Raw genomic sequence first — 18330 nt, 5'->3', positions numbered from 1 at the left:
CATGCGAGTCGGAGTGATGAGTGGTCCCGAGCGTGGCGACGCCGCGCACAAGGCGGCGCGCATGGCCGACGACGCCCGCTGGGCCGAGGAGGCCGGCTTCGACACCGTGTGGGTACCGCAGGTGCCCACCGACTTCGATGCCCTGACCGCCGTCTCCCTGATGGGGCAGGCCACTTCGCGCATCGAACTGGGCACGGCGGTCGTCCCGGTGCACGCCCAGCACCCGGTCGCCCTGGCCCGGCAGGCGATCTCGGCCCAGGCGGCGGCCGGGGGCCGGCTCGCCCTCGGCGTCGGCGCCTCCCACCACTGGATCGTCCGGGACATGCTCGGCGTCCCGTACGAGAAGCCGGCCGCGTACACCCGCGCCTATCTGGAAGTCCTCAACGCTGCTTTGAGCGGCGCGAGTTCGGTGGACGTCGAGAACGACGTCTTCCAGGTGCACAATCCGCTCACCCTCGCCCCGGTCGCCCCTCTGCCGGTCCTGGTCGCCGCCCTCGGCCCGTTGATGCTGCGCATCGCGGGCGAGTACACCGACGGCACCGTCCTGTGGATGGCGGACGAACGGGCCGTGGCCGAGCACGTCGTGCCGACCATCACCAAGGCGGCGGAGGACGCCGGTCGTTCGGCCCCGCGCGTGGTGGCGGGCATCCCCGTCTGTCTCTGCGCACCGCACGAGGTGGACGCGGCCCGGGAGCGCGCCAACCGGATCCTCGGCGAGGCCGAGGTCTCGCCCAACTACCAACGGCTCCTTGAGTACGGCGACGCACGCGACGTCGGAGACCTGTGCGCCGCCGGTGACGAGGCGGCCATCGCGGCCCGCTTCCGGCGCTTCGCCGACGCGGGAGTGACCGACCTGTCCGTCCGTCTGCTGCCCATCGGCACCGGACGCGACGAACTGGTCGCCTCCAAGCTCCGCACCCGGGACGCGGTCGCCGCCCTCGCCGCGGACTTCCGGTGACCGGGGGGCCGGGCCCCCTGGCGGCACTGCGCGTCCTGGAGGTCGGCCACATTCTTGCTGGTCCGTACGCCACCATGCTGCTCGCCGACCTCGGGGCACAGGTCACCAAGGTGGAACCACCCGGCGGCGACCTGTCCCGGCAGGTGTCCGACGCCTATTTCGCCAGCCTCAACCGGGGCAAGCGCTCGGTCCGTCTGGACCTGACCACACCGGGCGGACAGGACCGGCTGCACGGCCTCGTCCGTGAATCGGACGCGCTGCTCGTCAACCTCAAACCGTCCGCCATCCGCCGCTTCGGCCTCACCTACCAAGCCCTGAAGCCCCACAACGAACGCCTGGTGTGCGTCGCCCTCACCGGCTGGGGCATGGACGCCGGCGACGAACCCGCCTTCGACTACGTGGTCCAGGCCGCCACCGGCATCGCCGCCCTCACCGGCGACCCGGACGGACCGCCCCTGCTGCCGGGCTACTCCTCCGCCGACAACTCCGCCGGACTCGCCGCCGCGCTCGGTCTGTTGGCCCAGGTGGTCTCCGGGCGGGGCGGACAGATCGAGGTCTCCCTGCGGGACGTGATGCTCTCCCAGCTCAACTACCACGCCTCGGTCTGGCTCAACGACCAGGTCGCCCCCCGCCGCCTCGGCGGAGCGCACTCCTACTACGTCCCCGCCCAGCTGTTCCCGACCGCCGAGGGTCATCTGGCCCTGTTCATCACCCACGACGGCTTCTGGCGCACCTTCGCCGCCGAGGCCGGCATCGAGGGCTTCCCGACGATGGCCGAACGCGCCGCACGCCGCGACGAGGTGATCACCGCGGTGACCAAGGCGCTCACCGCGGACACGGCCGTCGGCTGGGAGAGCCGCCTGCGCCCGCTCCGGGTCCCCGCCGCGGCCGTCCGCACCCTCCCCGAGGCGTTGGCCCAGGCTCCGGACGCGGTGGTGGACGCGGGCGGCCTCCGGCTGGTCGGCAGCCCGTTCCGGGTCACCGGCTACGAGCCGTCGTACGGCCCACCGCCGGGCCTGGGCGAACACGGTGACACCGGTACCCCCTAGACGTCACGGCATCCCGCCGTCCACCCGCAGCGTCGCCCCACTGGTGTACGAGGACGCGTCCGACATCAGGTAGAGCGCGGCGCCCACGACCTCGCGCGGGTCCCCGATGCGTTGCAGCGCGTGCGCCCGGACCCCCTCGGCGAGCTGCTCCGGGTCCTGCTGCCAGCCGCGGGTGGCCCAGGTGGCGAACGGGCCGCACATCAGTGTGTTGACCCGCACCGCCGGGCCGAGCGCCTGCGCAAGTCCCACGGTCACCGCATTGAGTCCCGCCTTGGCGGCCGCGTACGGCACGATCGCCGGACGCGGCCGGACCGAGCCGGTGGAACTGACGTTGACGATCGTGCCGCCCCCGGCCTCGGCCATCCGGGCCCCGGCCAGCACGGACAGCCGGAACGGCCCCTTGAGGTTGAGGCCCAGCACCGCGTCGAACATCTTCTCCGTGACCTCGGTCAGGTCGTCGTAGACGGGGGACATCCCGGCGTTGTTGACCAGCGCGTCGAGCCTGCCGAAGCGCCCGTAGACGGCGTCGACCAGGCCGGGCAGCTCGTCCCAGCGGCCCACGTGGACGGCGTACGGGAGCGCCGAGCGTCCCGTCTCCTTCTCGATCTCGGTGCTCACCGCAGCGCAGGCGTCGTACTTCCGGCTGGCGACGACCACGTCCGCACCGCAGCGGGCCGCCGCGAACGCCATCGCCCGCCCCAGCCCCCGGCTGCCGCCGGTGACGAGGACCACCCGGCCGGAGAGGTCGAACAGTTCGTCCGCGTGGCCCATGGCCGCCTCCTGGAGCGTTCTCGAATGTGAGAGTAGCGTTCTCCAATGTGCAGAATAACATTCGGGACCGTGATGCCGAGGCGTTGCTGGACGCCGGACTGGCCCTGATGGTGGCGGGCGGTGGACGCCGGCCCCGGGTGGCCGACATCGTGGCCGCCGCGGGGCTGTCGAACGACGCCTTCTACCGCTCCTTCGCCAGCAAGGACGCCCTGGTCGAGGCCATCGTCGAGCGCGGCGCGCGCACCCTCGTCGGGTACGTCCGGCATCGGATCGCCCAGGCGGCCGGGCGGGGCCCGGAGGCGCGGCTGCGAGCGGGCCTCGAAGCGGTCGTACGGCAGGCAGCCGATGCGACCCTGGCCCGGCAGACTCGGGCGGTGCTGGCCAACGCCACCGGCCATGCGCCCCGGGCCTCGCATGTCACCGTCGCGCTGGTGGACGCCCTGGCCGCGCTGTTCGCCCAGCCTGCGGCCGAGTTGGGGTCGGGAGACCCGATGCGATCCGCCCGGACCGCGGCCGGTGCGGTCGTCGCGGCCCTGCAGTACTGGCTGTTCACCGAGGAGGTGCCCGGGCGCGCCGAGACCGAGCACCTGGTCGGCTTCCTGCTCGCGGGCGTGCGCGCACCGGATCCCCGCAGGGGGTGAGTCCCTTTGTTCGGCGCCCTGTTGCTGGACGCGAGAATGCCGTTCTGCTAATTTCAGAACGGCATTCTGGAGGAAGGTGGATGCGTCATGTGGGACTTCAGTACCGACCCCGCGTTCCAGGAGAAGCTCGACTGGGCCGCGGGGTTCGTCCATGAGGAGATCGAGCCGCTCGACGTCCTGTTCCCGGGCAACGCCGAGCCGTACGCCCGCGACAGCGAGGTCTTCCGGGAAGTGGTCCGTCCGTTGCAGCGCCAGGTGCGCGAACAGGGGCTGTGGGCCGCTCACCTGTCGCCCTCGCTCGGCGGCACGGGTATGGGACAGGTGAAGCTCGGCCTGCTCAACGAGATCCTCGGCCGGTCGAGTTGGGCGCCGATGGTGTTCGGCACCCAGGCCCCCGACTCCGGCAACGCGGAGATCCTCGCCCACTACGCCACCGAGGAACAGCGCAAGGAGTACCTGGAGCCGCTGCTCGACGGGCGGATCGTGTCCACCTTCGCGATGACCGAACCGACCGGCGGCGCTGACCCGGGCGGCTTCACCTGCCGCGCCGTCCGTGACGGCGAGGAATGGGTGATCGACGGCGAGAAGTGGTTCGCCTCCAACTACCCCCACGCGGCCTTCGTCATCGCCATGGTGGTCACCGACCCCGATGTGCCCGTGCACAAGGGCGCGTCCATGATCCTGGTCCCGGCCGGCACACCCGGCATGGAGATGGTGCGCGGCACGGGTATGGCCGGTGAGCCGCTCGGCGAGGGCGTCCACGCCTACCTCCGGTTCACCGACTGCCGGGTGCCGGCGGCGAACCTGCTGGGCGAGCCCGGTTCGGGGTTCCTCATCGCGCAGACCCGCCTCGGCGGCGGCCGACTGCACCACGCGATGCGCTCGGTCGGCCAGTGCCGGCGCGCCCTGGAGATGATGACCGAGCGGATCGCCTCCCGGCGCACCCGTGGCGGCCCGCTCTCCGACCAGCAGGCCGTACGCCACCAACTGGCCGACACCTGGGTGCAGATCGAGCAGTTCCGCCTCCAGGTCCTGCACGCCGCCTGGCAGACGGACCGGGCGGCCGAGACCGGTGACCCGGCCGACGCCCGCCGGGCCCGGCTGCACGTCTCCGGCGTCAAGGTAGCCACCCCCAAGGTCCTCGTCGACGTCGCCTACCGGGCCCTGCACCTCCACGGCGCGCTCGGCGTCTCCAACGAGCTGCCCCTGGCCAAGATGTGGCACTCCGGCCCCACCCTCGGTGTCGCCGACGGCCCCACCGAGGCCCACCAGGACGTCATAGCCCGGCTGTTGCTGAAGGACGCGACCCCGGCCGAGGACCGGTTCTTCGGCTCCGCGCACCTGCCCACCCGGCTGGCCGCGGCCCGCGCGAAATACGCGGACCGCCTGAAGGGGACGGCGGTGACCTGGTGAGCACTAGCGAGGCGCACGGCCCCGACGACACGACACCCGACCTCGACCGCCTCAACGCCTGGCCCGGCCTCGCCGACCTCCCCGGCGACGGCCCCGTCACCGCCCTGGAACCCCTCACCGGCGGGGCGCAGAACCTCCTGTTCACCCTCCGACGGGCCGACGGCACCGAACTCGTCCTGCGCCGCCCCGGCCGGCACCTCCGGGCCGGTGCCTCCGACGCCTTCCGCCGCGAGGGCCGCGTTCTGGGCGCCCTCGCCGCCACCGACGTACCGCACCCGCACCTGTACGCCAGTGTCCAGGACGAGTCGGTGCTCGGTGCGCCCTTCTCCGTCCTGGAGAAGATCGACGGCTTCATGCCCCGGGGGCAGCTCCCCGGCCGGTACGCCGAGGACCCGGAGTGGCGGCGCGCGGTCGCCTTCGCCTTCGTCGACGGCGCCGCACGGCTGGCCGCGGTGGACCCCGGCGCGCATGATCTGGCCGACCTGGGCCGTCCGGACGGCTGGCTGGAGCGGCAGACCCCCAAGTACCTGAAGATGCTTCACGGTTACCGCGCCGATCCCGCCTATCTGGAGAGCGAGAGCCCGCACGTCGACACCGTCGCCGACTGGCTGGTCGCGCACGCCCCGAAACAGGGCGCGACGGGGATCGTCCACGGCGACCTGCAGTTCGCCAACGTCATGTTCGCCCACGATGCCCCGCGCCTCGCCGCCGTCGTCGACTGGGAGATGGCCTCCCTCGGCGACCCGCTCCTCGACCTGGCCTGGATCCTCACGGCCTGGCGGGAGCCCGGCGACCCGCCCGGCAGCGACCCGCAGCTCCAGCCCTGGGACGGGATGCCGTCCCGTGCCGAGCTCGTCGCGTACTACGCCGAGCGGACCGGCCGGGACGTCTCCGCCTTCCGCTGGTACCAGGTCCTGGCCTGCTTCCGGCTCGCCGCGCTGCTGGAGGGCAGCCATTCCCGTGCGCTGGCGGGGAAGCTGAACCGGAGGATGGGGGACGCGTTTCATGCGTATGCCGGGTGGCTTTGGGAGAAGGCGCTGCAGGAGATGGGGGGTGACTGATGTCGGTCCTCCGCGGCGCCGTCGTGGCTGGTCGCGCAGTTCCCCGCGCCGCTGACGGGGCGCTTCACTTCGGGGGAAACCGCAATGCCCCGTCCAGGCGGATCACTTCGCCGTTGAGGTAGGGGTTCTCGCACAGGTGTTGGACCAGGGCGGCGAACTCCTCGGGGTGTCCCATCCGGCGCGGGTGGGGCACCTGAGGTCCCCAGTACGCCTCCAGCTGGTCGGCGGCCTTGCCGTACGCGGGCGTGAGGACCGTGCCGGGCGCGATCGACACCACCCGGATGCCCAGCGGCGCCAGGTCGCGGGCGGCCACCAGGGTCATCGCGCTCACCCCGCCCTTCGCCGCGGCGTACGGCAGTTGGCCGATCTGGCCCTCGTACGCCGCGATCGACGACGTCGTCACGATCACCCCGCGCCCGCCGTCCTCCCCGACGGGAGCGGTGCGGGCGATGCCCGCGGCGGCCAGCCGCAGCACGTTGAACACCCCCGTGAGATAGACGTCGACCGTGGTGCGGAACCCGGCGAGGTCCAGCGGCGCCCCGTCCCTGCCGACGAGCCGGCCGCCGTGCGCAGGCCCGCCGTGACAGTCCACCGCCGTACGGAACTCACCCACGCCCTCGGCCACTTCGACCGCCGAGGCCACCGAGTCCTCGTCGGTGGCGTCCGTGCGGAGGTACCGCACCCCCAGCTCCTCCTCAAGCGCCTTGCCCTTGTCGTCGGCCAGGTCGGCGACCACGACCCGGACGCCCGTCGCGTGCAGCCGCCGTACCGTCGCCTCGCCCAGCCCGCCCGCGCCGCCGACCACCAGGGCCGAGGAACCCTCGATGAGCATTGCCGTTCCCCTCTCTTGCTAGTGAGCCTCTGAGTGTAAGAGAATGCCATTCTCATGAACATAGCCGTGATCCTGGAAATGGCCGCTTCCGCGGGGGACCGGCCGGCCGTCACCGAGGGCGGCCGTTCGCTCTCCGCCGCCGAACTCCAGCGCCTCGCGCGTCATGCGGCCGACCGCTTCCGCGACCGCCCCGCGGTCCTCTACCTCGGCGTCAACCACCTCGCCTACCCGGTCGCCCTGTTCGGCGCGGCCCTGGCCGGAGTTCCCTTCATCCCCCTCAACTACCGTTTGGGAGGGGAGCAGTTGGCGGCCCTGCGGGAGCAGCACCCGGGCGCCGCTCTCCTCGGCCCGGACGACCTCGACGCCCTCCTCGCGCCATCCGGCGAGGCCGAGTGGCGGCCGGCCCCCGACGACCGGGACGCCACCGCCGTCATCCTCTACACCAGCGGCACCACCTCCGCCCCCAAGGCGGCACTGCTGCGCCATCGCCACCTGCTCGCCTATGTCTTCAACACCCAGGACTTCGGCTCGGCCGAGGCCGACGACGCGACCCTGGTGGCGCTCCCGCCGTACCACGTCGCCGGGCTGATGAACCTGCTGACGAACCTCTACGCGGGCCGCCGGATCGTCTACCAGGCCTCCTTCGAGGCGGCCGACTGGCTGGCCACGGTCCGCCGCGAGCGCGTCACCCACGCCATGCTGGTGCCGACCATGCTCGCCCGTATCACCGCCGATCTCGGCGAGAACCGGGCCGGGACACCCACCCTGCGCAGCCTCGCCTACGGCGGAGCACGCACCCCGCGCCCGGTGGTGGAGCGGGCGCTGCGGCAGTTCCCGGAGACCGGCTTCGTCAACGCGTACGGCCTCACGGAGACCGCCTCCTCCATCTGCGTCCTCGGCCCCGACGACCACTGGCAGGCCCTGGTCTCCGAGGACCCGGCCGTACGGGCCCGGCTCGGTTCCGTCGGCCGTGCGCTGCCCGGGATCGAGGTCGAGATCCGGGACGAGGACGGCAAGGTGCTCGGGCCGGGCGAGACGGGGCTCGTCTTCGTACGCGGCGAGCAGATCTCGGGGGAGTACGCCGGCACCCGGGCGCTCGACGACCGGGGCTGGTTCGCCACCCGCGACCGGGGCCGACTCGACGACGCGGGCTACCTGTTCGTCGAGGGACGCGCCGACGACACGATCATCCGCGGCGGCGAGAACATCGCCCCCGCCGAGATCGAGGACGTGCTCCTCCAGTACCCGGGGGTGCGGGAGGCCGCCGTCCTCGGCGTCCCCGACCCCGAGTGGGGGCAGCGGCTGGTGGCTGTCCTGGTCGGCTCGGGGGACCCGGCGGACATCCGTGCCTTCGCCCGCCGCCACCTCCGCTCCTCGAAGACGCCCGATGTCGTCGTCTTCCGCACAGAACTGCCCCGCACCCCCACCGGCAAGCTCCTGCGCCGGACCCTCGTCGCCGAACTGGAGGAGACCGCCGATGTCTGAGGCCGTGATCGTCACCGCCCTGCGCACACCGATCGGCACCGCGTTCAAAGGCACCCTGCGCAGCACCACCGCCTACGACCTGGCCGACCGCATCGTCTCTACGGTCGCGGAGGGACTGGACCCCGACCTCGTCGACGACGTGGTGCTCGCCGAGTCCCACTACGGCGGCGGCGTCGTCGCCCGGCACGCCGCCCTCACCGCCGGGCTGCCCCGCGTGCCCGGCCTCGCCCTGAACCGGCACTGCGCCGCCGGACTGGCCGCCGTACAGACCGCGGCGGCCTCCATCAGGGCCGGCATGGACCGCCTCGTCCTCGCCGGCGGCGTCCACTCCTTCTCCACCGCGCCCAAGTCGTCCTTCCTGGACACCGAACACTGGGTGCCCCCGACCCACCCGGACCGCCCGGACGCGCCCAACCTGGACATGTCGATCACCGTGGGCTGGAACACGGCCGTGCAGGAGGGCATCGGGCGCGAGGAGATGGACGCGTGGGCGCTGCGGTCACACCGCAACGCCGTGCGCGCCCAGGACGAGGGCCGCTTCAAGGACGAGATCGTGCCCGTCGACACGCCGTACGGCGCCTTCGAGGCCGACGAGCACCCGCGCCGTAACACCAGCGCGGAACGGCTGGCCGCGCTCAAACCGCTGCACCCTGAGATCGAGGGCTTCTCGATCACGGCCGGCAACGCCAGCGGCACCAACGACGCCTCCGCCGCCGTCGCGGTCGCCGACGAGCGGCTCGGCCTGCCCGCACTGGCCCGGGTGCGCTCCTGGGCCTCGGTCGCCCTGGACCCGGCCGAGACCGGGCTGACGCCCGTGCACGCCATCCCCAAGGCGCTGGAACGGGCCGGGATGTCCGTCCCCGACGTGGACCTCTTCGAGATCAACGAGGCCTTCGCCGTCGTACCGGTCGCCGTGATCCGCCGCCTCGGCCTCGACCCGGACACGGTGAACGTCAACGGCAGCGGCTGCTCGCTCGGCCACCCCGTGGCCGCCACCGGCGCGCGCATGGTCGTCACACTCGTCCACGAACTGCGCCGCCGGGGCGGAGGAGTGGGCGTGGCCGCGATGTGCGCGGGCGGCGGCATGGGATCCGCCCTGGTCCTGGAGGTGCCCGCGCCCTAGCCGAAGCGCAGTAGTGACTCCTGCGCATAGGAGGCCAGGAGCATCCCGTCCTCACCCAGAACGTCCCCGCGTCCGAAGCACCGCCCGTGCGCTGCCAGCGGGCTGTGCTGGCGCAGCAGCAGCCACCGCCCGGTGCCGAACGGGCGGTGGAACCATACGGTGTGCGCGGTCACCGCCGAGGCGAACGCCACGCCCGAGTCCGCCTGGGTGACGCCCTCCACTGGGCGCAGCGCCGTGCCGATCAAGGTCAGATCGGTGGCGTAGGCGAGCAGCGCGGGCGCAAGATCGGGCGAGGCGGCCGGGATGCGCGTCCACAACTCATGGGCGGGCGGCTCCGGCTTCGCGGTGTCGAGGTCGGTGGCGGCCCGCGACTCCCAGGGCAGCAGCCCGAGTTCGACGGTCCGCTCCGGGCCGGGCAGCGCCGGTACGGGCTCCACCGTCTGCCGGTCCGGGCCCTCCTCCCGCACATGCAGGCTCGCGCTCGCCACCGCGACGACTCCGTGCTCCTGGCGCGCGGTGAGCCGTACGGTCGCGAAGGTACGGCCCTGCTGCGGAATTTCGGTCTCGTAGCGCACCGGTTCCCCGGTCCGGCCCTCCCGCAGGAACTGCGTGTGCAGCGACTTCAGGGCCTTGCCGGGCGCGGCCAGACAGGCGACCCGCGCGAACTGGGCGAGGAACTGACCACCGAACAGCCGCCGGTACGCGAGCTGTTGTGAGCGGCCGTCATAAGTGCCGACGGCTCGGGCGGAGAGGTCGAGGCAGCTGAGGAGATCTTTCCAGAGATCCGTGGTCACGTGCTTCCTCACAGGTCGACGAGGCGGCGCGCCCGGCGTTCGCGCAACAGCAAGGCGCCTGCCTCACGGGTCAGTTCGCGGGTCGAGCCGAGCAGTCCGTCGAGGACGAGGGCCCGTTTTACGTGCCGGTGCAGCGCGTGCTCCGCGGTGAAGCCGATCCCGCCGAGGGCCTGCTGGCAGTGGCGGGCCGTGGTGAGGGCGGCCCGCCCCGCCGCGGCCTTGGCCAGCAGCGCGCCGGTGTCGTCCTCGGCCGCGCCCAGAGCCGCCTCGGCCCCCTCCAACGCCACGAAGGCCTCGGCGAGCCGGTGACGCAGCGCCTGGAAGGAGGCGAGCGGCCGCCCGAACTGCTGTCGGTCCAGGACGTGTTCACGGGCGAGTCCGAGCATGGCACGGCCGGTGCCCAGCAGCCACCAGCCCAGCGCCCGCCACCCGGCACCGAGCGGGACGGCACCGAGCGGGACAGCCTCGCCCGGGTCCACCCGGCGCAGCGGCAGCCCGGGGTCGAGCGCACCCGCTCCCGGCGAGCCGTCCCGCGCCCACTCCACCCACAGTCCGCCCGCGTACGGCAGCGGCAGCGTCCCTCCGACGGGCCGCCCGGCCGCGTGCAGGACGACGTCGTTGAGGACGGCGGACTGCGCCCCCGTCTCCCCGAGCAGCCGGAAGACCAGCGGGACGGCGGTGTCAGGTTCCTCGGCGAGCATCTGCGTCCAGCCGAGGTCGGCGAGCGCGGCGTCGAGCCCGGCGCCGGGCTCGCTCGTCGTCATGGTCTTGCGCAGCGCCTCTTCCAGAAGTCCGCGTTCGGCGGTGTCCACTGCCTGTCACTCCCTTCCGAGGCCGAGCAGGCGCCGGGCGACGATGTTGCGCTGGATCTCGGCGGTGCCGCCGTAGATGGTGGCGGCCCGCGAGTAGAGGTATCCGGTGCGCCACCCGGCGTCCTCGGCCAGCTCGATGGTGCCCGGCAGGAGGTCGCGCGCGGTGTCGAACAGCCGTTGCTCGGCGGTGGCCAGGAGGATCTTGTCGACGGACGTCTCCGGGCCGAGCCGTCCGCCCGCCGCCAGCCTCCGCTGGGTCGCGGCCGAGCGGCAGCGCACGGTGTGCAGGTCGAGCCAGACGGCGCCGAGGGCGTCGGCGTCCGGCTCACAGTCGTCGGCCAGCAGGCGGTCAAGGGTGCGGTAGAGGTGGGCGGTGCGGTGCCAGAAGCAGGTGGACCGCTCGTGGGGCAGGAGGTCCATCGCCAGTCGCCAGCCGTCGCCGGGGGTGCCCAGCATGCGGTGCGCCGGTACGCGTACGTCGTCGAGGAAGACCTCGGCGAACTCGTCGACGCCGTGCATCGTGCGCAGCGGCCGTACGGTGATGCCGGGGCTGTCCATGTCGACGAGGAAGGCGCTGATGCCGGCGTGGCCCGGTCCTCCGGTGCGGGCCAGCAGGACACAGCGGGCCGCGTACTGGGCGAGGCTCGTCCACACCTTCTGGCCGGACACCACCCAGACGTCGTCCCCGTCGGGCACCGCCCGCGTGGACAGTGAGGCCAGGTCACTGCCCGAACCCGGTTCGGAGAAGCCTTGGCACCACTGCTCCCGGCCCGACAGCAGCCGCGGCACCATCTCGGCGGCGAGCGCGGGCGGCGCGTAGTCGACGACGGTGGGTACCAGCACCTCGACCATCGACCAGATGCCGGGCTCGGCCAGGGCCCGCGAGGCGACCTCCTCGCCGAGTACCGCGCGCAGCGTGCCGCTCCCGCCGAGGCCGCCCACCGCACGCGGCCAGCCGTACCGCATCCAGTCCGCCTCCCACAACGCCTCGCGCACCCGCGCCAGTTGAGTGACCTGGGCATCGAGGGAGTCATGGGGCGGTGGCGTCAGATCGTTGTCGTCCAGCCAGGCGCGCAGACCCCGCCGGAACGCGTCGGTCCTCATGACCGGGTGCGGTCGAAGGCGTGCGGGCGGCCCGAGTCGTGGGCGCCGCTGCGGCGGATGAAGGTCATCGCCCGGGTGTGCAGCCGCCAGCCGTCCGGGGTGCGGGCGTAGGTGTCGTTGTAGTAGCCGATGCGCATCCGGTGTTCGGAGTGCTCGACGAAGCACAGCGGCTGGGTGCCGGTGGCGGTGTCGCCGTCGAGCTCGACCTCCGGTGTGCCGACCAGGAAGAGGCCTTTGGGAGCGGCGGCGATCAGCGCCGGGAACTCGTCCAGCGGGTAGGTGTCGCCGAACGCGCTGTAGCTGCCGTCCGGGGTGAAGACGCCCAGCACCCGGTCCACGTCACCACGGGTCATGGCGACCGCGTACCGGGCGAGGAGCTGCTGGATCTCGATCAGGTCGTCGGTGGCACTCAAGGGGCCTCCATGGCAACTGGATGAGAATGTGATTCTCGAAATCGAGTATCACGCTTCCACGTGTGGTTGCCGCCGTCAACGCCGCAGCTCGCCGGAGTTGCGGCCGGTGTGCGCCGTGGACCGGTGTGCCCCCGGACCGGCGTGAAGGAACCTCCCCTTGTGCGAATGGTTGATTCTCCTCTAGTGAGAAGCTAGTTTCCAATCCATGGATCAGTTCCTGGCCTTCACGGTGGTCGGCCTGAGCACCGCCGCCATCTACGCCGTGATCGGTAGCGGCCTGGTGCTCACCCACACCACGGCCGGGGTCTTCAACTTCGCCCACGGCGCGGCCGGAATGCTCGCGGCCTTCGCCTACTGGCAGCTGGCCGTCGGCTGGGGCTGGCCGGTACCGGTCGCGCTGACCGTCGTGCTCCTCGTCCTGGCGCCCGCCTTCGGACTCTTCGTCGAACGCGTCCTGATGCGCCCCGTACAAGCCCTGGGAGAGGCCGAACGCCTGGTCATGACGGTCGCGTTGCTCGCCGGCTGCATCGCGCTCGCCCGTTGGGTCTGGGACCCGAACACACCCCGCCCGCTCACCCCGTTCTTCGCCGGTGAGCCGGCCGTCCACCTCGGACCGGCCGTCGTCACCTGGCACCAGGCGATCACCATGGCGACCGCGTCGGCCATCGCCGTCGGCCTGTGGCTCCTGCTCCACCACACCCGGGCCGGCACGGAGATGCGTGCCTCCGTCGACGACCGCGCCCTCGCCGGGCTGACCGGCGCCGACCCGCTGCGCGCCGGCCGGCTGGCCTGGGTGCTCGGCATCCAGCTCGCCGCCGTCGGCGGCATCCTCATCGCCCCCACCGTCGCGCTCGACGCCCAGCAGCTCTCCCTGCTCATCGTCAGCGCCTACACCGCCGCCGTCTTCGGACGACTGCGCAGCCTGCCCCTCACCTTCCTCGGCGCGGTCGTCGTCGGCCTCCTGGAGGCCTACCTCGCGGGCTACCTCCCGCAGAACGACTATCTCCCCGGCCTGCGCCTGGCCGCCCCCGCCCTGCTGCTCTTCCTGGCCCTGCTCGCCTTCCCGCACCGCCGACTGCGCGGCCGCGACCGTACGGTGGTCCGCGTCCCGCTACCGGGCAGGCGCGGCAGCCTGGTCCTCGCGGGCTCCGTCCTGGCCCTCGCGCCGGTCCTGGTCAGCGTGCTCACCGAGGACCAGGTCATCTCGTACGGCACGCTCTTCTCGCTCGGCGTGATCGCCCTGTCCTATGTGCCGCTCGCCGGATACGCCGGTCAGGTCTCCCTCTGCCAGCTCTCCATCGCCGGAATCGGCGCGGTCGTGTGGGGGCACCTCGGCGCGCACGGCGAGCTGTGGGCGCTCCCGGTCGCCGTCCTCGTCGCCGCGACCGTCGGCGCCCTGGTCGCGCTGCCCGCGCTGCGCCTTTCGGGTATCTACCTGGCCCTCGGCACCGTCGCCTTCGCCACCGTCCTCGACCGGTGGATCTTCACCCTGCCCGCCTTCGACGTCCTGGGCGTGCGCATCGCCCTCTTCGACCAGGGCTCGGTCTCCGTGACCGGCCCGGACCTGTTCGGCCTGCACCTCACCTCTCCGGCCGAACTGCTCGTCCTCGCCGCCGTCGGCCTGGCCGTCACCTCGTTCGGTGTGGCCGCTCTGCGCCGCGGTCGCTTCGGGCGGCGACTGATCGCCCTGCGCGACAGCGAGGCCGCCTACGCCACGCTCGGCGGCCGCCTGCTGGTCGCCAAGGTCGCGGTCTTCGCCCTCTCCGCGGGCATCGCGGGGCTCGGCGGCGCGCTCTACGGCATGCAGCTGCAGACCGTCACCGCCGACCAGTTCAACCTCGTCGCCGGACTGCCCGTCTTCCTGATCGCGGTCGTCGGCGGCCTCGGCTCGGTCGGCACCGGCCTGTTCACCGGACTGGCGTACGTCGTGCCCACGCAACTGCTGGACGGGCTCGGCACCTGGGCACAGAACCTGTCCGCCCTTCTCATCGCCCTCGCGGGCATGGGCTTCGCGCACAGCCCGAGCGGTGTGATCGCACGGCTGCGGGCCGACTGGGCACCGCTCGGCCGCGACCGGCTGCTGCTGCCCGCACTGCTCGGCGCGCTCGCCGTGTGCTGGGCGCTCGCGGTGTTCCTCCCAGGAGGCGGCTGGCCGGCGTTCGCCACCGCCGTACTGGTGGCCCTGGCCCTGCGCGGCCGCGCCACCGCACGTGAAGCCGCCCCCGCCGACATCCCGCCCGAGTGGTGGGGCGTACGCCGCCCGTGGCGGCCCGAGGACGGGGAGGTGCTGAGCCGTGCCACCGCTGCTGCGAGTTGACGAGATCACCGTCGCCTTCGGTGGCCGCCGCGCCCTGGACGGGGTGTCGCTGGCCGCCGCGGCCGGGCGGGTCACCGGCCTGATCGGCCCCAACGGGGCTGGAAAAAGTACTCTGTTCGACACCGTCTCCGGGCTCCGCCGCCCGCAGACCGGCCGGGTGCTCCTCGACGGCCGCGACATCACCCGTGAGGGCCCCGCCCGCCGGGCCCGGCGCGGCCTGTCCCGGACCTTCCAGCATCTCGAACTCTTCGGCCGGCTCTCCGTCCGCGACAACCTCCTCGTCGCCGCCGAACTCGGCCCCGACCTCCGCCACGCGACCCGTACGACGGACGCCGTACTGGAGCGTCTGGGCCTGACCGGCACGGCCGACGCGCCCGCGGACGCCCTGCCCACCGGTATCGCCCGCCTCGTCGAGGTCGGCCGTGCCCTCGTCCAGGAACCGCGTGTCCTGCTCCTCGACGAGCCGGCCGCCGGACAGGACGCCGAGGAGACGGAGGCCTTCGCGGCCCTGCTGCGCGCACTGGCGGCGGAAGGCATGGCCGTCGTCCTGGTCGAGCACGACATGAGTCTGGTGATGGCCGTCTGCGACGACGTGTACGTCCTCGACCTCGGTCGTGTCGTGGCCTGTGGACCGCCGGCTCGGATCCAACAGGACGAGACCGTCCTGGCGGCCTATCTGGGGGAGGCATGACCGTGCCCGACGCACCGCTGCTGGAACTCGTCGGCGTCAGCGCCGCGTACCACGGCATCACCGTGCTGCCCGGCGTGGACCTGGCGGTCGCCGCCGGGCAGGTGGTGGCGCTCCTGGGCCCCAACGGCGCGGGCAAGACCACCGTCCTGAAGGTCGCCGCCGGGCTCCATCCCCCCAGCGGCGGGCGGCTGTCGATCGGCGGCCGGGACGCCGAAGGGATCCGCCCGGGCCGCCTCGCCCGTGCCGGGGTCTGCCTGATCCCGGAGGGCCGCGGCGTCTTCCCCAACCTCTCCGTCCGCGACAACCTGCTGATGATGACCTTCTGCGGCCGCGGTCGCCGTCGGGAGGAGATCGAGGAGACCGCGTACGGCCGCTTCCCCGTCCTCGCCGCCCGCCGCACCCAGCAGGCAGGCACCCTCTCCGGAGGCGAGCAGCAGATGCTCGCCCTCGCCCGCGGCCTGGCCACCGACCCCGCCGTGCTCCTGATCGACGAACTCTCCATGGGGCTCGCGCCGATAGTCGTCGCCGAACTCTACGAACTCGTCGCCGAGATCGCCCGGCAGGGCGTCGCGGTGCTGGTCGTCGAGCAGTTCGCGTCCGCCGTACTCAAGATCGCCGACCATGCCGCCGTTCTCGTCAGCGGCCGGGTCCAGTGGCAGGGGCACCCCGACAGTTCCCTGCAGGCCGAACTCTCCTCCTACTACCTGGGGAGCGCCCCATGACGTCAGTACCCGTACCGGCTTCGCGGGCGGACCGGTTCGTCCGCGAGCTCGCCGAACTGAAGATTCCCGACCCCGCGGCGGCCCGCACCACCCTCTGGCTCCGACTCGGCGGACTGCTCATGACCGCGGGGCTGGTCCTCAGCGGCCTCGCCTTTCCGCTCGCCCACGCCACGGACAGTTCCCTCGCCCAGGGCGACGCGCTCGCCCTCGGGCTCGGCGGCATCGCGGCCACCGTGGTGGGAGCCGCGCTGTTCCTGCGCTACTCGCTCACCAATTTCCTGCGCTTCTGGCTCGCCCGCCAGTCCTTCGAACTGGACCGGCTGGGGGAGCGGTTCGGTGATCGCGCCGGCGCTGTGCCGATGGTGTCCCCGGTATCCGAAGGAGATTCACGAAATGGCGCTGCCCCCACGCCCAGGTGACCAGCTCACCGCTGCCGGCTCCACCACCCGTGTGATCGTCATCCGGGCGTCGGAGCGGGTGACCGACCCGATCGAGTGCGGTGGCGTGCCCATGGTGCCCTCCACGGAGGCACCCCCGGCACCGTCCGACGAGAAGCCGCCGGACACGTTGATCGGGAAGCGGTACGTCGACGCCACCGACACCCTCGAACTCCTCTGCACCGCCTCCGGTACAGGTCATCTGACCTACGGCGGACAGCCGTTGCAGATCAAGGCGCCGAAGGCGCTGCCCGCCTCGGACTGACCCAAGCCCCAAGGAGCAGCCATGAACCGCGACGACATGATCCTCATCAGCGTCGACGACCACATCATCGAACCGCCCGACCTGTTCGCCCACCATCTGCCCGACCGCTACAAGAAGGACGCCCCGCGTCTGGTCCACCGCGAGGACGGCAGCGACGTCTGGCAGTTCCGGGACAGTTCGGTCGGCAACGCCGCGCTCAACGCGGTGGCCGGGCGCCCCAAGGAGGAGTACGGCATGGACCCGCAGGGCCTGGAGGAGATCAGGCCCGGCTGCTACGACGTCGACGAGCGTGTCGCCGACATGAACGCCGGCGGTGTGCTGGCCCAGATGAACTTCCCCTCCTTCCCGGGCTTCTCCGCCCGCATGTTCGCCACCGAGGACTCCGACTTCTCCCTCGCGCTGGTACGCGCCTACAACGACTGGCACATCGACGAGTGGTGCGGCGCCCACCCCGGCCGCTTCATCCCCATGGCACTGCCGGCCATCTGGGACGCCGAACTGTGCGCTCAGGAGATCCGCCGCGTCGCCGAGAAGGGCTGCCACTCGCTCACCTTCCCGGAGAACCCGGTACCGCTCGGCTACCCGAGCTTCCACTCGGAGTACTGGGACCCGGTATGGCGGGCGCTGACGGACTGCGGCACGGTCATGAACCTGCACATAGGCTCCTCCGGGCGTCTCGCGATCACCGCCGCCGACGCCCCGCCCGACGTGATGATCACCCTCCAGCCGATCAACCTCGTCCAGGCCGCCGCGGACCTGATCTGGTCCCGGGTGCTCAAGGAGTACCCGAACATCAAGATCGCACTGTCCGAAGGCGGGACCGGCTGGATCCCGTACTTCCTGGAACGGATCGACCGGACCTACGAGATGCACGCCGCATGGACGCTCCAGGACTTCGGCGGCAAGCTGCCTTCCGAGGTCTTCCGCGAGCACTTCCTGACCTGTTTCATCTCCGATCCCATCGGAGTGAAGCTCCGTCACGAGATCGGCATCGACAACATCTGCTGGGAAGCGGACTATCCGCACAGCGACTCCATGTGGCCCAGTGCTCCGGAGGAACTGCACGAGGTGCTCACGGCGAACAACGTGACCGATGCCGAGATCGACAAGATGACGCACCGCAACGCGATGCGCTGGTATTCCTTCGATCCCTTCACGCATGTCCCGCGTGAAGAGGCCACTGTCGGCGCGCTCCGACGGGCGGCAGCGGGACACGATGTGTCGATAAAGCCGCGCAGCCGTCAGGTGATCGCCCCCTCGGAGAAACTGGCCACTTATCGGAGGAAGGCCGAAGCCGCACTCGCGATGGTCAAGGACTGACCTGCCGGGCGCCCGGTGCACCCGTGGTTCCGGTGCCCTGGGCGCCCGCTTTCGAGCGGACCGGATGGTGCTTCTCACTTGATTCAAGGCGCGGCCACCGGTGCGTACGACGGTGAGTCCCG

The 18330-nt window shown here is 72.2% G+C and carries 19 protein-coding genes; 13 read left to right on the top strand and 6 right to left on the bottom strand.

All coding sequences use genetic code 11. The features are described 5' to 3' along the window. Position 1: 1 nt before the first annotated feature. Complete coding sequence (locus tag ACIRR9_RS35180; RefSeq protein ID WP_403760407.1) at positions 2-958, top strand: TIGR03564 family F420-dependent LLM class oxidoreductase; 957 nt, start codon at positions 2-4, stop codon at positions 956-958. Beyond that, positions 955-2007 carry a CaiB/BaiF CoA transferase family protein gene (locus ACIRR9_RS35175; RefSeq protein ID WP_403760404.1) on the top strand — a complete coding sequence of 351 codons (1053 nt, stop codon included), beginning with the start codon at positions 955-957 and terminating at the stop codon, positions 2005-2007. Before ACIRR9_RS35180 ends, ACIRR9_RS35175 begins: the two co-directional genes overlap by 4 nt. A 3-nt stretch (positions 2008-2010) precedes the next feature. On the opposite strand, the gene ACIRR9_RS35170 is transcribed toward ACIRR9_RS35175, so the two are convergent. Further along, positions 2011-2778, bottom strand: a complete 768-nt coding sequence (locus ACIRR9_RS35170; protein WP_403760401.1) for an SDR family NAD(P)-dependent oxidoreductase — start codon at positions 2776-2778, stop codon at positions 2011-2013. A 47-nt stretch (positions 2779-2825) separates the two neighbouring features. Here ACIRR9_RS35170 and ACIRR9_RS35165 point away from each other — a divergent pair, with 47 nt between their 5' ends. The 3 genes from ACIRR9_RS35165 to ACIRR9_RS35155 all read left to right on the top strand — a co-directional run bounded on the left by ACIRR9_RS35165 (position 2826) and on the right by ACIRR9_RS35155 (position 5893). Beyond that, the gene (locus ACIRR9_RS35165; protein ID WP_403760398.1) at positions 2826-3419 is read left to right on the top strand and encodes a TetR/AcrR family transcriptional regulator; all 594 of its coding nucleotides are present in this window, start codon (positions 2826-2828) and stop codon (positions 3417-3419) included. Between the two features lie 87 nt (positions 3420-3506). Next, entirely contained in the window at positions 3507-4832 is a 1326-nt protein-coding gene (locus tag ACIRR9_RS35160; protein WP_403760395.1) for an acyl-CoA dehydrogenase family protein, read from the top strand. After that, the gene (locus tag ACIRR9_RS35155) at positions 4829-5893 is read left to right on the top strand and encodes a phosphotransferase family protein (RefSeq protein ID WP_403760392.1); all 1065 of its coding nucleotides are present in this window, start codon (positions 4829-4831) and stop codon (positions 5891-5893) included. The genes ACIRR9_RS35160 and ACIRR9_RS35155 overlap by 4 nt, the downstream gene beginning before the upstream one ends. A gap of 64 nt (positions 5894-5957) precedes the next feature. On the opposite strand, the gene ACIRR9_RS35150 is transcribed toward ACIRR9_RS35155, so the two are convergent. Next, on the bottom strand, positions 5958-6725 hold the full coding sequence (locus ACIRR9_RS35150) for an SDR family oxidoreductase (protein ID WP_403760389.1): 768 nt from the start codon (positions 6723-6725) through the stop codon (positions 5958-5960). A 54-nt stretch (positions 6726-6779) separates the two neighbouring features. Here ACIRR9_RS35150 and ACIRR9_RS35145 point away from each other — a divergent pair, with 54 nt between their 5' ends. After that, positions 6780-8210 (top strand): class I adenylate-forming enzyme family protein, encoded by a 1431-nt coding sequence (locus ACIRR9_RS35145; protein WP_403760386.1) that lies wholly within the window; start codon positions 6780-6782, stop codon positions 8208-8210. Continuing rightward, positions 8203-9333, top strand: a complete 1131-nt coding sequence (locus ACIRR9_RS35140) for a thiolase family protein (RefSeq protein WP_403760383.1) — start codon at positions 8203-8205, stop codon at positions 9331-9333. Before ACIRR9_RS35145 ends, ACIRR9_RS35140 begins: the two co-directional genes overlap by 8 nt. On the opposite strand, the gene ACIRR9_RS35135 is transcribed toward ACIRR9_RS35140, so the two are convergent. The 4 genes from ACIRR9_RS35135 to ACIRR9_RS35120 are packed head-to-tail and all read right to left on the bottom strand — an operon-like array spanning position 9330 to position 12456. Further along, a complete protein-coding gene (locus ACIRR9_RS35135; RefSeq protein ID WP_403760380.1) occupies positions 9330-10127 on the bottom strand; it encodes an acyl-CoA thioesterase in 798 nt (265 codons plus the stop codon). The two genes, ACIRR9_RS35140 and ACIRR9_RS35135, sit on opposite strands and share 4 nt — an antisense overlap. A gap of 8 nt (positions 10128-10135) precedes the next feature. After that, the gene (locus ACIRR9_RS35130) at positions 10136-10939 is read right to left on the bottom strand and encodes an acyl-CoA dehydrogenase family protein (RefSeq protein WP_403760377.1); all 804 of its coding nucleotides are present in this window, start codon (positions 10937-10939) and stop codon (positions 10136-10138) included. Positions 10940-10945: 6 nt separating this feature from the next. Next, a complete protein-coding gene (locus ACIRR9_RS35125) occupies positions 10946-12043 on the bottom strand; it encodes an acyl-CoA dehydrogenase family protein (RefSeq protein WP_403760374.1) in 1098 nt (365 codons plus the stop codon). After that, complete coding sequence (locus tag ACIRR9_RS35120) at positions 12040-12456, bottom strand: nuclear transport factor 2 family protein (RefSeq protein WP_403760371.1); 417 nt, start codon at positions 12454-12456, stop codon at positions 12040-12042. Before ACIRR9_RS35120 ends, ACIRR9_RS35125 begins: the two co-directional genes overlap by 4 nt. Positions 12457-12661: 205 nt before the next feature. On the opposite strand from ACIRR9_RS35120, the gene ACIRR9_RS35115 reads away from it, so the two are divergent. The 6 genes from ACIRR9_RS35115 to ACIRR9_RS35090 are packed head-to-tail and all read left to right on the top strand — an operon-like array spanning position 12662 to position 18208. Further along, positions 12662-14773 (top strand): ABC transporter permease, encoded by a 2112-nt coding sequence (locus ACIRR9_RS35115; RefSeq protein WP_403760369.1) that lies wholly within the window; start codon positions 12662-12664, stop codon positions 14771-14773. Beyond that, a complete protein-coding gene (locus ACIRR9_RS35110; protein WP_403760367.1) occupies positions 14751-15464 on the top strand; it encodes an ABC transporter ATP-binding protein in 714 nt (237 codons plus the stop codon). The genes ACIRR9_RS35115 and ACIRR9_RS35110 overlap by 23 nt, the downstream gene beginning before the upstream one ends. Then, positions 15461-16186, top strand: coding sequence for an ABC transporter ATP-binding protein (locus ACIRR9_RS35105; protein WP_403760364.1), 726 nt, complete (start codon positions 15461-15463; stop codon positions 16184-16186). Before ACIRR9_RS35110 ends, ACIRR9_RS35105 begins: the two co-directional genes overlap by 4 nt. Continuing rightward, positions 16183-16605: a hypothetical protein gene (locus tag ACIRR9_RS35100; RefSeq protein ID WP_403760361.1), complete on the top strand. Its 423-nt coding sequence runs from the start codon at positions 16183-16185 to the stop codon at positions 16603-16605. The genes ACIRR9_RS35105 and ACIRR9_RS35100 overlap by 4 nt, the downstream gene beginning before the upstream one ends. Further along, a complete protein-coding gene (locus ACIRR9_RS35095; protein WP_403760358.1) occupies positions 16580-16888 on the top strand; it encodes a hypothetical protein in 309 nt (102 codons plus the stop codon). Before ACIRR9_RS35100 ends, ACIRR9_RS35095 begins: the two co-directional genes overlap by 26 nt. Before the next feature lie 21 nt (positions 16889-16909). Further along, entirely contained in the window at positions 16910-18208 is a 1299-nt protein-coding gene (locus tag ACIRR9_RS35090) for an amidohydrolase family protein (RefSeq protein WP_403760356.1), read from the top strand. Positions 18209-18330 lie beyond the last annotated feature (122 nt).

It is taken from the genome of Streptomyces sp. NPDC101234 (genome assembly GCF_044767525.1).
Taxonomy (GTDB): Bacteria; Actinomycetota; Actinomycetes; order Streptomycetales; family Streptomycetaceae; genus Streptomyces; species Streptomyces sasae.
This window is presented reverse-complemented; position numbering and strand designations above follow the sequence as displayed.